Source organism: Arthrobacter sp. PL16, from assembly GCF_035985055.1.
In the GTDB taxonomy this organism is placed as follows: Bacteria; Actinomycetota; Actinomycetes; order Actinomycetales; family Micrococcaceae; genus Arthrobacter_D; species Arthrobacter_D cheniae.
In genome coordinates this window covers 494,040-511,644 of the sequence record NZ_JAXCIC010000002.1, presented here as the reverse complement: position 1 = coordinate 511,644, position 17,605 = coordinate 494,040, and the positions used below count along the sequence as shown (strand labels likewise).

The following is a 17,605-nucleotide window of genomic DNA, read 5'->3' as shown; positions in this document are numbered from 1 at the left end:
CCTTGTCTCTGGGACGCCTAGGCGTCCAGCACGCTCATGACGTGCTTGATGCGGGTGTAGTCCTCCACGCCGTACATGGAGAGGTCCTTGCCGTAGCCGGAGTTCTTGAAGCCGCCGTGCGGCATCTCGGCTGTGAGCATGATGTGCGTGTTGATCCAGACCGCGCCGAAGTCGAGGTCCCGCGAGACCCGCATCGCGGTACCGTGATCGGTGGTCCAGACGCTGGAGGCCAGGGCGTAGTCCACCCCGTTGGCGAGCGCGACGGCCTCCTCCTCCGTGCTGAAGGTCTGCACGGTGACGATCGGGCCGAACGTCTCCTGCTGCACCACGGGGTCGTCCTGCCGCGCGCCGGTGATGATCGTCGGCTCGAAGAAGTAACCCTTGTCGCCGGCACGCTTGCCGCCGGTCGCGATGCTGCAGTGCGCGGGAATGGCCTCGATGACCGCATTCACCGCGTTGAAGTGGTTGATGTTGTTCAGGGGCCCGAAGTAGTTCTCCGAGTCGTCCTCGCTTCCCGTCGTCAGGGTCGCCGTGTGCTCGACCATCGCGGCCACGAGTTCGTCGTGCGCCTCCTCCTGCACCAGCACGCGGGTGATGGCCGTGCAGTCCTGTCCGGCGTTGAAAAAGGCGAACTCGGTGATGGCCTCGGCGGTCTTCTTCAGGTCCGCGTCCGCGAAGACGACGGCGGGTGCCTTCCCACCGAGCTCGAGGTGTGCCCGCTTGAGACCCTTCGCCGCGCTGGTGGCGACGGCGATTCCCGCACGCACGGATCCGGTGATGGACACGAGGCCCGGCACGGGGTGCTCGATCATCGCGGCACCGGTCTCACCGGTACCGAGTACGACGTTCAGGACGCCGTCCGGCAGGATGCCCTGGGTCAGGCGCGCGAGCACGAGCGTGGACTCGGGTGTCGTGTCACTCGGCTTCAGGACCACGGTGTTGCCGGCGGCGAGCGCCGGTCCGATCTTCCAGATGGCCATGAGGAACGGGTAGTTCCAGGGCGCGACCTGCGCGACGACGCCGATCGGCTCCCGGCGCACGTAGGAGGTGTGGCCCTCGAGGTACTCGCCCGCGGACTTGCCCTCCATGATCCGGGCTGCCCCGGCGAAGAAGCGCAGCTGGTCGGCGCCGACAGCCACTTCTTCGGCGGCGATCATCGCGCGGACCTGGCCCGTGTTGCGGTGCTGCGCCTCGACGAGCTCGTCACTGGCTGCCTCGACGGCGTCGGCGAGCTTCAGCAGCATCAGCTGGCGCTGGCTCGGGGTGGTGCGCTTCCACGTGGTGAAGGCGCGCGCGGCGGCCTGCATGGCGTCGTCGACATCGGCGGGCGAGGAGACGGGCGACTGCGCCACCACCTCGCCGTTGGTCGGGTTGACGATGTCGAGGAGCTCTGTGCCGGCGGGCGTCACGAACACGCCGTCGATGTAGTTCTGAAGGGTCTCAGCCACGATGCAGTGCCTTTCACGAGGGGTGTATCCGCGCACACCCGGAGGTGGGGCGGTGCACCGGTTTCGACAAGACGCTACCGGCGTGAGGTAGCGCCCGCCACGTATACGTGCACAGCGATCGCCACCCATGGCCGTGCACTGGTACAGTCAGGGCCTACTCTGGTTGCATGGCCATCACACTGTCGGATCTCCTCGCCGATCCATCCCTCGGGCTGACCGCAGAAGGCGGTGCCCACGCTCCCGTGCAGCCCATCCAGTGGGTGGCCGTGACGGAACTCGAGGACCCCCGGCCCTTCCTCAACGGCGCCGAGGTCGTCCTGACGACAGGGGTGCGCCTGAAGACCGGCGCCGCCCAGCGAGCGTTCGTTCAGCGGGTGCACGAGGCCGGTGCTCTGGCCATCGGCTTCGGAGTCGGCCTCACGCACCGCAGGATTCCCGCAGCGGTGCTGGCGGAGGCGGACGCCGCCGGACTTCCCGCGTTCAGCGTCCCCTATGAAGTCCCGTTCATCGCCATCGGCAAGAGGGTCGCCGACGCCCTGTCCGCCGATCAGTACGCAGGACTCGAGGAACTCCTCGAAGGACACGCAGTCCTCGCATCAGCGCTCCTGGGCGCCGGAGGCCTCGGCGCGCTTCTCGGCGAGTTGGCTCGCATGCTCGGCACCGACGTCGTGCTGTTCCAGTACGGAACGCGCATCGCCGGCGCCGGCTCCGGCGGCACGTCCGGCACCCCTGGAACGACGACGGAGTGGCACCGGCTACCGATCGCCACCGGGCTCAAGGACCGCTGCACCCTCGCCCTCGCCGAACCCTACGCACATGCCGCCGTCGTCGACTACGCGCAGAGCCTGATCTCGGTCGAACTCACCAACCAGGCCAGGAACCGGACCGGGACCCGGACCGCTACGGGGCAATTGCTGGAGGACGTGGTGCGGGGGGCGCTTGCGGGGGCCGAGGCGACGGCGCGACTCGCCAGTTCGGGCATCGATACGACGGTGCGGCACAGCGTGCTGATCGTCGACGTCGCCTCGGGACAACGCCGTGCGCTGCGGACCCTGCCCCTCCCCTTCGGCTGGGAGGGGACCTCCGCCGGGCTCGTCGACGAGCGGCTCGTGCTCGTCCTGCCCACCCCCGCGGCGCCCGATCCGGCCGACCTCAGCCGCTACCTGCATGGCGCGGGGCTCACCTCCCGCATCGGAGTAGGCGGCACCTACGCGCAGCCGAACGGCCTGCGCTGGAGCTACTTCGAGGCCCACGAAGCACTGCAGCGCGGCCAGGCGCTCAACCTCGCGGATCGACTCAGCCTGACCTCGTTGCTGATGTCCAGCGCCGATGTGCCGCTCGCCGATCTGGCCGCCGAGACCCTGAAACCTCTCGAAGCTTTCGACGAGGCACACCGGGCGGACCTGGTGTCCACGCTCAAGCGGTACCTGGACCTCGACGGCTCGGTGGCCGCCGTCGCCGCCGACCTCGACCTCCACCGCAACACCATTCGCTACCGGCTGCAGCAGGTCGTTGCCCTCACGGGATACGACCCCTCGGTCACGGCTGACCGCGTGCATCTCTACCTCGCCCTCCGCGTCCGGGCCCTGGGGTGAGGCAGCCGGGCAAGGCACCTGTTCCGGCGCGTCAGCAGCGATCAGGTTCACATCCGGCCGAACGACCGCGCTCGTGGCACAATCGGACCCACACGCACCGGTCTTCCAATTCTTCAGGGGTATAAATGTCCGTGCTTCAGGTCCACGAGGTGGCATTACAGGAGCTCGCCCGCCAAGCAGTCCTGCAGGAGTACCGGCTTCCCTACGGCGAGGCGGACGGCCTCCCCGTGGAAAAGCGCGACTACGAGACGCCCCCCGAGCTCCTCAACCTCGTGAAGCTCGCCGTACGCGTCAGTGGCATGGACATGGGTGTCATCAACATCATCACGGCCGACCAGCAGCACCAGATCGCTGCGGTCGGGGTGGATGCGGGAGTGTGTTCGCGGGAGGACTCGATGTGCTCCAAGGTCTTCACCTCGGGAGCCATCACGGCCCTCGCGGACGCCTCCCAAGATCCGCGCTTCGCCGAGAATCCCTTCGTCAACGGTGGCATCGCCGAGGTCCGGTCCTATGCCTCGGTCCCCCTTGTGACGACGGCCGGCTACGCCCTGGGCGCCCTCTGCGTATTCTCCCTTCGGGTGCACCCGTTCACTCCGGACCAGCGTGAGGGCCTCGAGATCCTCGCCCGGCAGGTCGTGGAGGTGCTCGAACTGCAATTCAAGACCCGCCAGCTCGTGGAGGCGCTCGAGGTGGTGCGTCGCAGCAACGAGGACCTCGCCGGTTTCGCCGCCCGGGTCAGCCATGACCTCAAGAATCCGTTGACTGCGATCCTCGGCTATGCCGAATTGAGCGAACAGGACGACGAGGTCGAGCCTTCCGGGCCGGCAGCACGATACTTCAGCATCATCCGTGGCAGCGCCAGCCGCATGCTGACGACGGTGGAGGAAGTCCTCGCGTTCTCGCGTATCGGCGGCGCGATCACTCGCCGCCCCGTGCGCCTGAGCACGATGATGAACTCGGTCCTGCAGGACGTCCTCCCGCTGACCACTTCCTACGACGCCGTCGTCACCGTCCAGGATGCGCAGCTGGACGTGGACCAGGCGCAGGTGACCGCACTCCTCCAGAACCTCGTGTCCAACGCCATCAAGTACTCGACGCCCGACACTCCCCCGCGCATCGAGGTCATCGGACACGTCGGGGAGACGCAGGTCCTGCGGATCATCGACCACGGAAAGGGGATCGATCCCGAAGACCGCCAGCGGGTCCTCGAACCCCTCGTGCGGCTCCAGCGCGACGGCGACCCGGCAGGCAGCGGCATCGGGCTGGCCACGTGCGCCAGGATTGCGACGGCACATGACGGTCTGATCAGCATCACGGGCACTCCCGGCGGCGGCACCACGGTGACCGTGGACCTGGGTCCGGCAAGCTGACACGTTCGCCCGATCATGCGTCCGCGGTCACCGTGGTACCGCCGGGGCGCTAACTCTCCTGGGTCTGGAGATCCTGGTCGGCGTGCGCGAGCGGGAGCCGGAAGGTGAACGTGGAGCCCTGACCTTCCACGCTCCGGCAGGTGATCGTTCCACCATGGCGTTCGACGATGGCCTTGGAGATCGCCAGGCCTAGGCCGACGCCGGGAATCGCCGCGTTCCGCGCCGCGGACGTCCGGAAGAACTTCGAGAAGACCCCCCGGAGTTCCTCCGCCGACATGCCGCTGCCCTGGTCGGTCACGCTGCACTCCACCTCGCCGTCGACCTCTGCGGCGCTGACCGTCACGCGGCCTCCGCCGGGAGAGTACTTGATGGCGTTCGAGAGCAGGTTGTCCAGGACCTGGCCGATCCTGGGGGCATCACACAGCGCCACGAGGTCGGGCGCTGTGTGATTCTCGAAGTGCACCAGCGGATTGTTGTTCCGTTCCTCGGCCGTCGCGAAGCGCCGCCCGACGAGATCGGAGAAGTTGGTGGGGGCCGGGGTGATCTCCGGTGGTCCCTCCGCCGTGGCCAGCAGGTCCACCACGAGCTTGTGCAGGCGCTCGGAGTTGCGCGACACCACTTCCAGGCCGGAGGCGACCTCGGGCTCGAGGTCGGGCATGCTGGTGAGCAGTTCCAGGTAGCCCCGGATGGCGGTCAGGGGTGTCCGTAGCTCATGGGACACCGTCGCCACGAACTCGTCCTTCGCGTTCAGGGCCCGGACGAGTTCTGTCACATCGTTGAAGGTCACCACCGAGCCCTCACGGGTCCCGGCCTGGTTCGTCATCAGACGGGACGATGTCGAGAGCACGCGCTGGTTCGGCAGGTCGCCCCACCACAGCAGGTAGTCGGAGAACACCTGCCCGTCGGCCGCGCGCCGGGTCGGTCGCCTCGCCGCCGGCGTGACGGACGAGCCGTCCTGCTGGAAGATGCGCAGGTCGGCTTCGGAGGTGTCGGCGGACCCACCGGCGAGCGCCCGGAACTGCTCGAGCTTCCGGTTCGTCAGGACGGGGCGACCGGCTTCGTCCAGGGCGATCAGGCCGATATCGACGCTGTTGACCACCGTCTCCAGGAGCCGTTCCCGGCGGGCACTCTCCTCGAGGAGCTTCTGCAGGGTGCGGTCCTTCTCCTCGACGACCGCCTGCTGGGCCATCATGCTGGCCGTCATCACGCGGATCGTGATCCCGATGGCGAGCATGATGAAGGGCAGGAGGAAGGACTGCGTCAGGGACTGCGAGTTCACCGCGGCGTCCGCAACGAAGAGCGGCACCCAGACGATCCCGAGCGATGCGAGGAACCCCGTGGCAAGGGCGGCTCGGGGATACAGGCCCGATGCCGCCAACCAGATCACGGGGAAGACCGTGAGGAGGCCGACGCCCGTGATGACGGTTCCCGCGCCGTGGCGCATGAGCCCGATGGGGATGAAGTCGAGCAGCGGAATGATGAGGAAGCTGGCATACGGCAAGCGGTCCCACGGCACGATGAAGCACAGCGCCAGCAGGACGGCGTGCAGGCCGACGCCGATCATGAACGGCTGGCTCTCGAAGAGGTCAGGATGGAACCACCCGCCCACGAGGACGAGGACGACGGTCAGCGAGAGGGGCAGCTGACTGAGGACCACGCGGGCACGCATGGTCAGCTCGTGGAACTGCCGGGTGTTGAGCGTCAGGTGTGAGAGCACCTTGTCCACTGGCCGTTCCCCTCGTCCCTCGTCCGGCTATCTCCGTCGCTACAGCGGCACCGGCGGCCCGGGCACGCCGACCCCAAAAGACTAGCGCGGCTGTCCCTTGATTGCGGCCGTCGGACGGCTCCGCGGACCTCAAGATCACATCAAGTTCCGCGCATCAAAGCGGTGATCGGGGCGAAGGTCCGTGGCACGTCCCGGCGATCACGCGCCGTAGCGTTTAATGGGGATCATGACTGCCGCCCCCGAGACCCGCCGTGCACTGGTCGTTGAGGACGACGTCGACATCCGGGGTCTGCTCGTGCAGATCCTGAAGCGTGAGGGCTTCGAGGTGACCGAGGCCGCAACGGCCCGCGAGGGGTTGCAGAAGGCCCGGGCCGGGGCCGATCTCATTACCCTCGACCTCAACCTGCCCGACGGCGACGGCGTGGAGGTGTGCCGCGAGGTCCGCACCTTCTCCGACGCCTACATCCTGATGATCACGGCCCGCACCGATGAGATCGAACGCCTGACCGGCCTCGAGACCGGCGCCGACGATTACATCAGCAAACCCTTCAGCCCGCGTGAACTGGTTGCGCGCATCAACTCCCTCTTCCGGCGCCAGAACCGCCAGGCTGCTGCCGATGTCGCGAATGCAGACGAGCGCCAGCGCGCGGCCGAGGTACAGCAGAACCTCCTCCCCCGGGACCAGCTCGCCCTGCAGGACTACGAGCTGTGCGGCCGCTTCAGGCCCTCGCGGAGCGTTGGAGGCGACTTCTACGACTGGTACGGAACGGCCGACGGGCTGCATCTGACCGTCGCCGATGCCATGGGGAAAGGCATGGGCGCAGCCCTCATTGCGGCGACCGTGCGGGCGATCATGCGCTCCGTCGCCACACAGCCGAGCATCGAGACCGCCTTCGCCACGGCGGCGCGTGCCACCGAGGCGGACCTCGAACAGACCAGCTCCTTCGTCACCCTGTTCCACGGCCGCCTCGATGCCGCCACCGGCGTCGTCGGTTATGTGGATGCCGGACACGGCCTTGCCCTGCACGTCGCAGCGGACGGAAGTGTCGTGCGGCTTCCCTCGGCCGGTCCTCCCGTCGGTGCCTGGCCCGATCAGGCCTGGTCCGCGGGCACCGTCCACCTCGAGCCGGGTGATTCGCTCGCCGTCGTGAGCGATGGCCTGCTGGATATCTACGAGACGGTGGAGCAGTTCACCGAGGCCGTCGCCGGTGTCGTCACGGCGGCAGCGGGAGCCGAGGACGCGTGCAGCAGGCTGCTCGATATGGCTGACGTCCCCGAGGTGGCCGACGACGTCACCGTCGTCATCCTCCGGCGCTCGCCTGCCTGAGGCAGCTCGGGTACGAAGCGCGTCGACGGCACGACCTAGAATCACGGACAGGCATCGCCAGAAGGAAGTACTCATGGAATTCACCACGCAGGACAAGGGCCGCTACACCGAGGTGTCGGCAACCGGGCGCCTCAACATGGTCGCGGCGCCGAAGCTGCGCGAGGTCATCAACGGGGTCGTGAGCGCGGGCGGAAAGCGGATCGTCGTGAATCTCGCCGGCACCAGCTTCATGGATTCCTCCGGACTCGGCGCGCTCATCGGCTGCCTCAAGCTGGCACGGCAGTCCGGCGGCGACCTGCGGATCGCTGCCGTGCAGCCGCAGGTCAACATGGTGCTGGAACTCACCAGCATGCATCGCGTCCTCACCCCGCACGCGACGCCCGAGGAAGCCTTCCTCAATGACTGACATCCTCGCCCGGCGTGCCCTCGAACAACCCGCGACCGAGCAGGCGATCGAGGATCTGCACGGAGTGCTGGACCAGCTGTGGATCGATGCCGCCTTCGTACCGCAGCTCGACCAGATGGCCTTCACCACGGCCGTGATCGAATCGGCCAGCAACGTGGTTCAGCACGGTGTTCCGGCTGAAGGCGCGGAACTGCTCCTCGGCGTCGAGCTGACCGTCGCAACCGGGCGTCTCCGCGCCGTCATCAGTGAGATCGGGGCAGCAGCGCATGACCCGGTGCCGGATATCGACGGAGCCGCTGCATCAGCGCCGCTCGACGAGGACTCGCTGCTGGAGGACTATGACGAATCCGGGCGTGGTCTGTCGATGATCCGGGCCCTCGTCACGACGGTCACCGTCGAACGGCAGGGTGACACCAACGTGTGGGTCCTGTCCCGCGACTCGGGCCAGAACTGAGGCTTCTCCCAGACCGCGTCCCGGCGTGACACGTCGCCGTCCCGTACTCCATTCTTCGCCGTCAGCCGGAACGGGCCGCCCTCAGGGAAGCGGCGGCCGCCCGAGGAACGCGGCGACGTCCGCATAGACCTCCCTGGACTCGGGGAGACGTGGGAACGCCGGGAAGACGTGGAACCCGCCAGGATAGACCTTCATGGTGACGTCCGCCCCTGCAGCGACGGCCCGGTCGCGGAACACTGTCGCATCAGCCATGCAGACGTCGCGGGAACCCTGGTAGATGCGCGTGGGCGGGACCGTGGCCAGCATGTCGTCCGGAGCGCAGGCAGGACTGATCAGCGGTGTCCTCGGATCGTCGCCACCGGCCCACCAGAGACCGGCCTGCACGCCGCCGGCCACGGAGAGCATGGGGTCGACGGCGTCGTACTTCGGGATCTCGGGATTGGTTGCCGTGACATCGAGCCAGGGTGAGAAGGCGACGATGCGGCCCGGTCGCGGCAGGCCGGCGTCGGAGAATGCCCAGGGTTGCGCGATGGCGAGCCCGCCGCCGGCCGAGTCCCCCATGAGCGTCACGTCGTCGGGCGCGGCCGTGCGGAGGACGTCCCGGTACACCGAGACGAGGTAGGGATACGCCTCGTGATAGGTGCTCTCAGGCGCCAACCGGTATAGCGGCACGGTGACGGCGGCACCGGTTCGCTTCGTCAGTTCGGCAATGATCCACCAATGCGGGCGCCCCAGTTCGTTGATGTAGATTCCACCGTGCGTATAGATGATGTGGGATTTCGTGGCACCGAGCAGGGGCCGGACGGTGATGGTGCGCACGCCGTCGACCTTCTTCTCCTGGATGGTGTGCGTCTGCTTGAAGGTCCAGGGGATGGCGGCGATGGACGGGTAGGTGCGGCCGGGGTACTTGGCGTTGACCCAGTCGGTGCCGTTGAGGTTCCGCTTGGTCGGCAGGTAGCCGATCAGGCGGGACGCGATACGCATGGCCCTCGAGCCGTCCTTCGTGCTCGGTCCGACTGTTCCGGCGCCTGCTGCGTATCCGCTCGTCATGGGCCCAGCCTAGTGCGGCCCCCCTTGCCCGTGCCGCCTCTGTCATGCTGGTCAGGGCCCTCGTGCCGCCGGTTGACGAACGGCCGCACTCTAGCCCGGAGCCGCTTCTGCCCGCCGAAGGAAAAGATGGATACCGCCTCGCACGTTGCCCTCGCCGCCGATCTCCTCGGGGTCTTCTTCTTCGCCGTGTCCGGCTCCCTGCTCGCGGCGCGCAAGGGCTTCGACCTCGTCGGCTCGCTCCTCCTCGCGTCTCTCGCTTCCCTCGGCGGCGGCGTCGCCCGGGACCTCATCATCGACGTCCCGCCCGCGGCCTTCACCAACCCTGCGTACCTGCTTCCTCCGTTGCTGGCCACGATCGTGGTCTACTTCGTCTTCTCGGGCGTCGAACGCGTCAAGCGCGTACTGGTGATCTTCGACGCGGCCGGGCTTGCCCTGTTCTGCATCACGGGGACCGTCAAGGCACTGGACGTCGGCCTCAATCCCGTGTCCGCCGTCCTGCTGGGCGTGACCACCGCCGTGGGCGGAGGTCTGCTGCGTGACGTCGTCGCGAATGAGATCCCACAGCTGTTCGATCCGCGGGACATCTACGCCTTGCCCGCGATGCTGGGCGCCGTCATCGTCACCGTGCTCTACCTGACCGGTACCTTCACCCTCGTCACGGGCACCCTGGCTGCCTCGCTGGTCTTCTCCTTCCGCGTTCTGGCATGGCGCTACGGCTGGCACGCCCCCCTCGCAGCACGGACGTGGAGCGCGCGGAGGTGACCCGCGCACAGGACGCGGCGGCTAGGATGGGAGCATCCCCCACCACCACTCCTGGAGTACCTGTGACTGAGCTGTTTTCCGAGAAATTCCGAGCCCTGGTGCCGCAGTACTTCGAGGACGAGTGGGCCGAGGAAGATGGACTGACCGAGGACGAGCTGTCCGAGATGCTCGCGGACAAGGACTTCGAACTGCCCCTGGCCCTGCGGGAGTTCTACCGTGCGGTGGGAGCCACCGAGGACATCATGGAGGCGTTCCACTTCTTCTGGGATCCCGACGAGCTGGAGGTCGAGGACGGCTTCCTCTTGTTCCTCGAGGACGAGGACGAGGAGTACACGTGGGGCATGAAGGCTGACCAGCTTGACGTCCCCGACCCGATCGTCTGGCGGCGCAACAACGTCCGCGGCGAGTGGCAGAGCGAGGAGGGCACCTTCAGCGAGTACGTGCTCGACCTCTTCGAGTGGGTCTTCGAGGAGAACGCGGAGGACTGATGGAGTTCGCCCACCACGCACCCGAGGGCTACCAGTGCCCGTTCTGCGACCTGGCTCGAGCGGATTTCAGCAACCCGAGGAACCTCTGCCGCCCGGGTGACATCATCCACTCGGATGACCTGGTGCTTGCGTTCATCGCCTCGCACGGCTTCGAGCCGAACCCCGGCCATGTGCTGGTCACCCCGCGCGCCCACGTCGAGTTGCTGTACGAACTGCCTGATGACGCAGCCGCGCGCATCATGACGCTGACCCGCGACATCGCGATCGCCATCAAACTCGCCTGGGCGCCCGACGGCGTCTCGACGCGGCAGCACAACGAACCGGCGGGCAGCCAGCACGTCTGGCACTACCACCAGCACGTCCTGCCCCGCTGGCACGACGACGGCTTCTACTTCACCCCGAAGCGCCCCATCGTCGACCCCGTGATCAGGGCGCGGAAGGCGGACGAGCTGAGGGCACTCCTGCCGTCGAGGTAGCACACGCTCCGAGGTGTGCCCCTTCCGGGGGCGTCACGCAACGCGAGCACTCCTCGCCGTACACGCGTGATGCGCTCCCCCTCAACCCCTGTTGCGAGCAGCCCTACCCGTCACGCCGCCGTCGTTCCCTGCAGCAAGTAGCCCTACCCGTCACGCCGCCGTCGTTCCCCTGTTGCGAGCAGCCCTACCCGTCACGCCGCCGTCGTTCCCTGCAGCAAGTAGCCCTACCCGTCACGCCGCCGTCGTTCCCTGCAGCAAGTAGCCCTACCCGTCACGCCGCCGTCGTTCCCCTGTTGCGAGCAGCCCGACCCGTCACGCCGCCGTCGTTCGTGGTTTTCGGACCCGCAACTGCGTGTCGGCCACGACACGCCGCGTACCGGCAACGACGCGAGCAGGACGCAGGAACGATGGCGGCTCCTCACCTGACCGGCCGGCGTCCGAGAACCTGCAGCACCTGCGCCAGAAGTTCCTCCGGGTGGAATATGACGTCCTCGTACGTGAAGCGGAGGAGGGCGTAGCCCCCGATGATCGTCGTGTTGTTCCTTCGAAGATCCCGTTGGAGTGCCTGACGGTCGGAATGATATGCCGCGCCGTCCACCTCGACCACCAAGAAGTTCTCGACGAGGAAATCCACCCGTCCCACACCGGGTATCGGGACCTGGGACCGAACATCCAGACCAGCACCGGTGAGGATCAGGCGAGCCACCACTTCGATGGCGGAGTCCGCGGTGCAACCGACCTTGGCCAGGACGAAACGAGCTTTCCCATTGCGCCGCCCGGGTAGCCGCGTCTCGAGAAAGGAGGGCACGGTGTGGCCACGCCGGAGTGCGCACTCCACGATGGGAGCGGACTCCTCTTCAGGTTGGCACTGCAATACGTGCACCAGCACATCGGCGAGACCGACCAACGGCAGTCGGGGATGCACCGGAACCGACCGTGTGCGGTGATTCACGCACGCGCTATCAACGCCATCCGTCCGGCTGAGGTGGACCTCCTGCGGCTCACGGATCCGCCACAGATCGTAGTAGGAGGCGGCGGACACACAACTCAATCGCGCATGCTCACATACTGCCGTCACAAGCTCCGGCGCGGCGTCATGCAACGCGAGTACTCCTCGCCGTACACGCGTGATGCGCTCACCATCGACTCCCTGGTCGATCTCCCAACGACTGACGCCCCTTGATCGGAGAACATGGGTAGGGGCCACGCCACCGAGGGACCCCAGCACTTCCTCAAGACTCACGAACACCAGTAGACGCCGCTTGCGCGACCCTCGTGGCCGTGTAGACGGTATGTGCACAACCTCCTGCATTGTCGTGTCCTGGCCGAACGATTGCTGCCCGACGACTAAACCTGCTGTCGTTCCCGGTTTTCGGCTCCGAAGCGCGTGTCCCGACGGAACACGCCGGTCATCGAGGCAACCCCGCCACACAAGGCAGGAACGACGACGGCTAGCCTGCCGGCGACCGAACCTGCTGTCGTTCCCGGCTTTCGGCCCCGAAATGCGTGTCCCGACGGAACACGCCGGTCGTCGAGGCAGCCACTCACAGAAGGCAGGAACGACGGCGGCTAGCCTGCCCGGCGACTAAACCTGCTGTCGTTCCCGGCTTTCGGCTCCGAAGCGCGTGTCCCGACGGAACACGCCGGTCGTCGAGGTAACCAATCACAGAAGGCAGGGACGACGGCGGCCAGCGTGCCCGACGCAAGGTACGGAAGGGGCCGGCCGGAGCTAGACGTCCCTGCTGACCACTGCCTGCGCGAAGCTCGCCAGGGCATGCTTGACGACGCTCTCGGGCAGCGGATCGAGGGCGGCCACGGCGTCGTCCGCCCACTGCTGCGCCACGGCCCAGGCCTCCTGTGTCTGCGGGTGGGAGCGGACGGCTGCCACCGCTCGGGCGAGGGCCTCGTCGGAGGAGAGGTCACTGTCGACGAGTGCGACGACGTCGGCGGCGGATTGGTCCCCGGCGGCCGCGGCTCGGCGCAGGAGGATGACCGGAAGCGTGGGAACACCCTCGCGCAGATCCGTCCCCGGTGCCTTGCCGGACTTCACCTTGAGTCCGGTCACGTCGATGACGTCGTCGGCCAGCTGGAATGCGACACCGACCTTCTCGCCGTAGGAGACCATGATGTCGACGACCTCACGCGGAGTGTCCGCAAAGATCGCACCGAGCTGCCCGGAGGCCGCGACCAGCGAACCGGTCTTGTCGGCGATGACGGAGAGGTAGTGCTCGAGGTCGTCCTGGCCGTCCCGCGGTCCCACTGTCTCGTGCAGCTGTCCGAGGCAGAGGCGCTCGAAGGTGCGGGCCTGGATGCCGAGGGCTTCACCGCCGAGTTCCGAGACGAGGATGGATGCCCGGGCGAAGATGAGGTCGCCGGTGAGGATGGCCACGGAATTGCCCCACACCTCGTGCGCGGTGGGAGCACCGCGGCGGTAGGGCGCGGAGTCCATGACGTCGTCGTGGTAAAGGGTGGCGAGGTGCGTCAGCTCGACGACGACGGCCGCCTGGACGACCTTCGTACGCGCCGGATTGCCGAGGTGCGAGGCGAGGATCGTCAGGAGGGGACGGATGCGCTTGCCGCCGGCCTCGACGAGGTGGCGGCTCGTGGCGTCGGCGAGGGGATCGGAATTGGCGATGGCACCGCGAAGCTGCCTCTCGACCTCCGCCAGGCACGACGAGACGGACGGCCCCAGTTCCGGGTCCTCGGCGATGAGGGCGAAACCTGGAGGCAGGCGGAGGGAGTCAGCATCGTCCGGGATGTCTGCCGTGTCCAGCGCGCTGTTGAGACCCACGCTGGCCCATCCGGAGTTGAAGGATTGTGTCACGGTCTAAGACTAACCACGTGGGACGGCGCTGTGCGCACGCCGGTGACCCATGACGGTCGGCTGGTTGGTCGTGGGCGGAACGAGCGACTCGAGCAGGTGGATCACGCGGTCCTCGAAGCCGCGCCCTCCGGCGTCGGTCAGGTTGGCGAGCATCCGCACCACGAAACGCATGAGGAGCGGGATCGGCATGCCGGTGCGTAGCGCCAGCGACAGGATCGCGGGCTTGCCGATCAGCTGGGCGAAGATGCGGCCCAGCGTGAAGTGGCTACCCCACTGTGCACGCACGTACGGCGCGTACCCCGACATCACCTGGTCGCGTCCGAGCAGCGAGGACACCGACTGTGCCCGCTCGATGAACTCGGCTGCGTGCCGGGCGGACTCCATCGCGTAGGAGATTCCCTCACCGTTGAACGGAGAGACCATGCCGCCGGCATCGCCGAGCAGCAGCAGGCCGGGGCTGTAGTGCGGCGTGCGGTTGAAACCCATGGGCAGGGCCGCGCCGCGGATCTCGCCCACCTGGTTCTCCGGGGAGAAACCCCACTCGGACGGCATCCCGGCGGTCCAGTCGCGCAGCACCTGCTTGTAGTCCAGCTTGCCGAACTCGGCGGACGAGTTGAGGATGCCGAGGCCCACGTTCGAGGTGCCGTCACCGACGCCGAACACCCAGCCGTACCCGGGCAGCGGCTTCCCGCTGGCATCCGGCAGTTCGAGCCAGCCCTCCATCCAGTCGTCGTTGGTGCGTGGGCTCGTGAAATAGGTGCGGACGGCGACGCCGAGGGGCCGGTCGTCACGCTTCTGCATGCCGAGGCTGACGGCGGTGCGGGTCGAGTTGCCGTCAGCGGCAAGGACGACGTCGGCCGTGAAATCACGTCTCTCACCCGTCTTGCGGCCGTCGGCGTCGAGCAGGTTGACCGTCACTCCCGTGACACGGCCGCTGTCGTCGCGCAGGGCGGTCGACACCGAATGACCCTCGAGGATGGTGGCACCGGCGGAACGGGCGTGCTCGGCGAGGGCCTCGTCGAAACCGAGGCGCGTCCGGACCAGCCCGTAGTCGGGGAAGTCGCTGAGCTCCGGCCAGGGCACCTCGACGGTGCGCTTGCCCGCGATCAGGCGGAGACCTTTGTTGCGACGCCATCCCTCGCTCTCGTCGTGCGGGAGGCCGAGGAGTTGCAGCTCACGGGTGGCACGGGGCGTCAGGCCGTCCCCGCACACCTTCTCGCGCGGGAACCAGGTCTTCTCGAGCACCGTGACCTCGATGCCGGCGCTCGCCAGGTAATACGCCGCAGTGGAACCGGCGGGGCCGGCTCCGACGATCAGGACCGACACCTAGTCCGCCGCCGATGTGCGACGCCGTAGACGGACCTGCCCGGGCAGGAGCGGCTCCTCGCCGGGTGCCGCGGGCGCCTTCGAGGCGCGGTGCACGGCGACGATCCCGCCGTTGAGGTTCCGGTACTCGACATCGTTCCACCCGCTGTCGCTGATCCAGGCCGCCAGCTCATCCTGGTTGGGCCAGGCGCGGATGGACTCGGCGAGGTAGACGTAGGCGTCGGGATTGGAGCTGACCTTGCGCGCGATCGTCGGCAGCGCGCGCATCAGATACTCGGTGTAGGTGGTGCGCCAGAGGGCGACGGTGGGCTGCGAGAACTCCGCGATGACCAGCCGGCCGCCAGGTCGGGTGACCCGCAGCATCTCGGCGAGCGCCTTCCTCGGCTCGTTCACGTTGCGGAGCCCGAAGGAGATGGTCGACGCATCGAAGGAGTTGTCCGCGAAGGGGAGATTGGTGGCGTCACCGGCGACGAAGTCGATGTCCGGCCGCCGGCGCTTGCCGACCTTCAGCATGCCGAGCGAGAAGTCGCAGGCGACGACGTCGACCCCCGCGTCCGCGTAGGGCTCACTCGAGGTGCCGGTGCCGGCTGCGAGGTCCAGTACCCGCTGGCCCGGCTCCGCTCCGACGGCGTCCACGACGATGCGCCGCCAACGGCGCGTCTGTCCCAGGGACAGGACGTCGTTGACGACGTCGTACTTGGGCGCCACCTCGTCGAACATTGCTGCTACTTCGTCAGGGCGCTTCTCCAGCGATGCACGATTCACCTCCTTAGTGTCTCAAACAATGCCGCTCCGCCTAACCGCTGCAGGAGCGTTGCCGCACGGCCGTGAACCCGGACCGCGGCCGTGCGCGGAGGGCGATGCCACGACGTGCCGAACCTCACGGTAAGGCCCCCGTCGAGCACGGATCCGGCTGCAGGCCGCGGAGTACGCTTGAGGCATCATGAGCACTCCGTCCCTCACCGCGCTGACGCCTGCGCCCGGACAGTCCCGCGGGCTCCGCAGCATCACGGTGGCACGCGGCGACATGGATCCGCAGTCGGGCCTTCTCGGATACGTGGTGCGCAACGACGCCCGCACCTGGATACGCCGCGGCGAAGGGCTTGTCGCCTACGGTGAGACGGCGCGTTTCACGGTCACCGGGCCGGACCGCTTCACCCAGGCCCAGGAATGGTGGCGACGCGAGCTCGCCGGAGCCGCGGTGCAGGACGATCTCGGTGTTCCCGGATCCGGACTGATCGCCTTCGGTTCCTTCGCCTTCTCGAAGACGTCCCTGCACGAGTCCCGCCTGATCGTCCCCGAGGTGGTTCTCGGCTGCAGCGAGGGCAGGGCCTGGCTGACCTACATCACGGATGACGCCGAGGCGGAACTGAGCGCCGAAGCAGCGGAAGCCGCGCTGGCGGCCTACCTCGTGGAACCCGATCCCGACCGCTCCCCCAGGCCCGACGACAGGCTCGGCCCGGGCGTCCTCAGCGAGGACCAGTACAAGCTCGCCGTGGCACGTGGCGTCAAGCACGTGCAGGCCGGAGAGCTGAGCAAGCTCGTGCTGGCACGGGACGTCGTCGCGCACCTCGAGACGCCGGTCGCCACGGCGCAGGTGCTGCGCGAACTCGCCGTGCGCTACGAGGACTGCTGGACCTACGCCGTCGACGGACTGATCGGCTCGACGCCGGAGATGCTCATCAAGGTGGAGAACAACACCGCGCAGGCACGTGTCCTCGCCGGCACCCTGGACCGCGCCAATGCCCCGGCCGACGATCCGGACTATCCGAACCGCGTGCTCGCCGGTTCGGAGAAACAGCTGCATGAGCACCAGATCGCCATCGACTCGCTCACCGAGACGCTGCAGCCGTTCACCAGCTCCATGACCTCCCACAGCGAGCCCTTCGTCCTGCAGCTCCCGAATGTCTGGCACCTCGCATCGGACGTCACCGCCCAGCTGGCCGTGGACGACGACGGACAGGTGCCGACGTCGTTGGCTCTGGTCCAGGCGCTCCATCCCACCGCCGCTGTGTGCGGCACGCCCACCACCGTCGCCGGCGCCCTGATCCGCGAACTCGAGCATCTCCAGCGCGGCCCCTACGCCGGTCCCGTGGGCTGGATCGACGCCGGAGGCAACGGCGAGTGGGGCATCGCCCTGCGCGGCGCCGTCGTCGAGACGCCGACGCGCGTGCGGCTCTATGCGGGCTGCGGGATCGTCGAGGGTTCCCTGCCCGACGCCGAGCTCGCGGAGACCTGGAGCAAGTTCCGGCCCATGATCGAGGCCCTGGGACTGTCCGCCCCCTCCTGAATCTTGGTTACCAATAAGCAATGCCTGTAGCCTGTGACGCACATCTCGCTTTCGTAGCTAGAA

At 67.7% G+C, this 17,605-nt stretch carries 16 protein-coding genes; 9 read left to right on the top strand and 7 right to left on the bottom strand.

What is annotated here, in order from left to right; all coding sequences use genetic code 11:
- Positions 1 to 17: 17 nt before the first annotated feature.
- Positions 18 to 1,448, bottom strand: a complete 1,431-nt coding sequence (locus tag RCH21_RS06055) for a gamma-aminobutyraldehyde dehydrogenase (protein WP_326963603.1) — start codon at positions 1,446 to 1,448, stop codon at positions 18 to 20.
- 167 nt (positions 1,449 to 1,615) lie between these two features.
- Between RCH21_RS06055 and RCH21_RS06050 the strand changes: the two genes are divergently transcribed.
- Entirely contained in the window at positions 1,616 to 3,043 is a 1,428-nt protein-coding gene (locus RCH21_RS06050; protein ID WP_326963602.1) for a PucR family transcriptional regulator, read from the top strand.
- A 125-nt stretch (positions 3,044 to 3,168) separates the two neighbouring features.
- Positions 3,169 to 4,413, top strand: a complete 1,245-nt coding sequence (locus tag RCH21_RS06045; protein WP_326963601.1) for a sensor histidine kinase — start codon at positions 3,169 to 3,171, stop codon at positions 4,411 to 4,413.
- Positions 4,414 to 4,462: 49 nt separating this feature from the next.
- Here RCH21_RS06045 and RCH21_RS06040 read toward each other — a convergent pair whose 3' ends face one another.
- Positions 4,463 to 6,139 (bottom strand): sensor histidine kinase, encoded by a 1,677-nt coding sequence (locus tag RCH21_RS06040; protein ID WP_326963600.1) that lies wholly within the window; start codon positions 6,137 to 6,139, stop codon positions 4,463 to 4,465.
- A 226-nt stretch (positions 6,140 to 6,365) separates the two neighbouring features.
- On the opposite strand from RCH21_RS06040, the gene RCH21_RS06035 reads away from it, so the two are divergent.
- The 3 genes from RCH21_RS06035 to RCH21_RS06025 all read left to right on the top strand — a co-directional run bounded on the left by RCH21_RS06035 (position 6,366) and on the right by RCH21_RS06025 (position 8,326).
- The gene (locus tag RCH21_RS06035; protein WP_326963599.1) at positions 6,366 to 7,466 is read left to right on the top strand and encodes a SpoIIE family protein phosphatase; all 1,101 of its coding nucleotides are present in this window, start codon (positions 6,366 to 6,368) and stop codon (positions 7,464 to 7,466) included.
- Positions 7,467 to 7,539: 73 nt separating this feature from the next.
- Positions 7,540 to 7,872, top strand: coding sequence for an STAS domain-containing protein (locus RCH21_RS06030; protein ID WP_120147188.1), 333 nt, complete (start codon positions 7,540 to 7,542; stop codon positions 7,870 to 7,872).
- Positions 7,865 to 8,326 (top strand): ATP-binding protein, encoded by a 462-nt coding sequence (locus RCH21_RS06025; protein ID WP_326963598.1) that lies wholly within the window; start codon positions 7,865 to 7,867, stop codon positions 8,324 to 8,326. The genes RCH21_RS06030 and RCH21_RS06025 overlap by 8 nt, the downstream gene beginning before the upstream one ends.
- Positions 8,327 to 8,407: 81 nt before the next feature.
- On the opposite strand, the gene RCH21_RS06020 is transcribed toward RCH21_RS06025, so the two are convergent.
- On the bottom strand, positions 8,408 to 9,376 hold the full coding sequence (locus RCH21_RS06020; protein ID WP_120147190.1) for an alpha/beta hydrolase: 969 nt from the start codon (positions 9,374 to 9,376) through the stop codon (positions 8,408 to 8,410).
- A 126-nt stretch (positions 9,377 to 9,502) separates the two neighbouring features.
- Here RCH21_RS06020 and RCH21_RS06015 point away from each other — a divergent pair, with 126 nt between their 5' ends.
- The 3 genes from RCH21_RS06015 (at position 9,503) to RCH21_RS06005 (ending at position 11,102) form a co-directional block, all read left to right on the top strand.
- Complete coding sequence (locus tag RCH21_RS06015) at positions 9,503 to 10,138, top strand: trimeric intracellular cation channel family protein (protein ID WP_326963597.1); 636 nt, start codon at positions 9,503 to 9,505, stop codon at positions 10,136 to 10,138.
- Positions 10,139 to 10,200: 62 nt separating this feature from the next.
- Positions 10,201 to 10,626: a hypothetical protein gene (locus RCH21_RS06010; protein ID WP_120147192.1), complete on the top strand. Its 426-nt coding sequence runs from the start codon at positions 10,201 to 10,203 to the stop codon at positions 10,624 to 10,626.
- Positions 10,626 to 11,102: an HIT family protein gene (locus RCH21_RS06005; RefSeq protein WP_326963596.1), complete on the top strand. Its 477-nt coding sequence runs from the start codon at positions 10,626 to 10,628 to the stop codon at positions 11,100 to 11,102. Before RCH21_RS06010 ends, RCH21_RS06005 begins: the two co-directional genes overlap by 1 nt.
- Positions 11,103 to 11,520: 418 nt before the next feature.
- On the opposite strand, the gene RCH21_RS06000 is transcribed toward RCH21_RS06005, so the two are convergent.
- The 4 genes from RCH21_RS06000 to RCH21_RS05985 all read right to left on the bottom strand — a co-directional run bounded on the left by RCH21_RS06000 (position 11,521) and on the right by RCH21_RS05985 (position 16,017).
- Positions 11,521 to 12,027, bottom strand: a complete 507-nt coding sequence (locus tag RCH21_RS06000) for an endonuclease domain-containing protein (protein WP_326963595.1) — start codon at positions 12,025 to 12,027, stop codon at positions 11,521 to 11,523.
- A gap of 804 nt (positions 12,028 to 12,831) precedes the next feature.
- Positions 12,832 to 13,926: a polyprenyl synthetase family protein gene (locus RCH21_RS05995; RefSeq protein ID WP_442784674.1), complete on the bottom strand. Its 1,095-nt coding sequence runs from the start codon at positions 13,924 to 13,926 to the stop codon at positions 12,832 to 12,834.
- Positions 13,927 to 13,935: 9 nt separating this feature from the next.
- Positions 13,936 to 15,252: a geranylgeranyl reductase family protein gene (locus RCH21_RS05990; protein WP_326963594.1), complete on the bottom strand. Its 1,317-nt coding sequence runs from the start codon at positions 15,250 to 15,252 to the stop codon at positions 13,936 to 13,938.
- On the bottom strand, positions 15,253 to 16,017 hold the full coding sequence (locus RCH21_RS05985) for a demethylmenaquinone methyltransferase (RefSeq protein WP_326963593.1): 765 nt from the start codon (positions 16,015 to 16,017) through the stop codon (positions 15,253 to 15,255).
- 178 nt (positions 16,018 to 16,195) lie between these two features.
- On the opposite strand from RCH21_RS05985, the gene RCH21_RS05980 reads away from it, so the two are divergent.
- A complete protein-coding gene (locus RCH21_RS05980) occupies positions 16,196 to 17,542 on the top strand; it encodes an isochorismate synthase (protein WP_442784673.1) in 1,347 nt (448 codons plus the stop codon).
- Positions 17,543 to 17,605 lie beyond the last annotated feature (63 nt).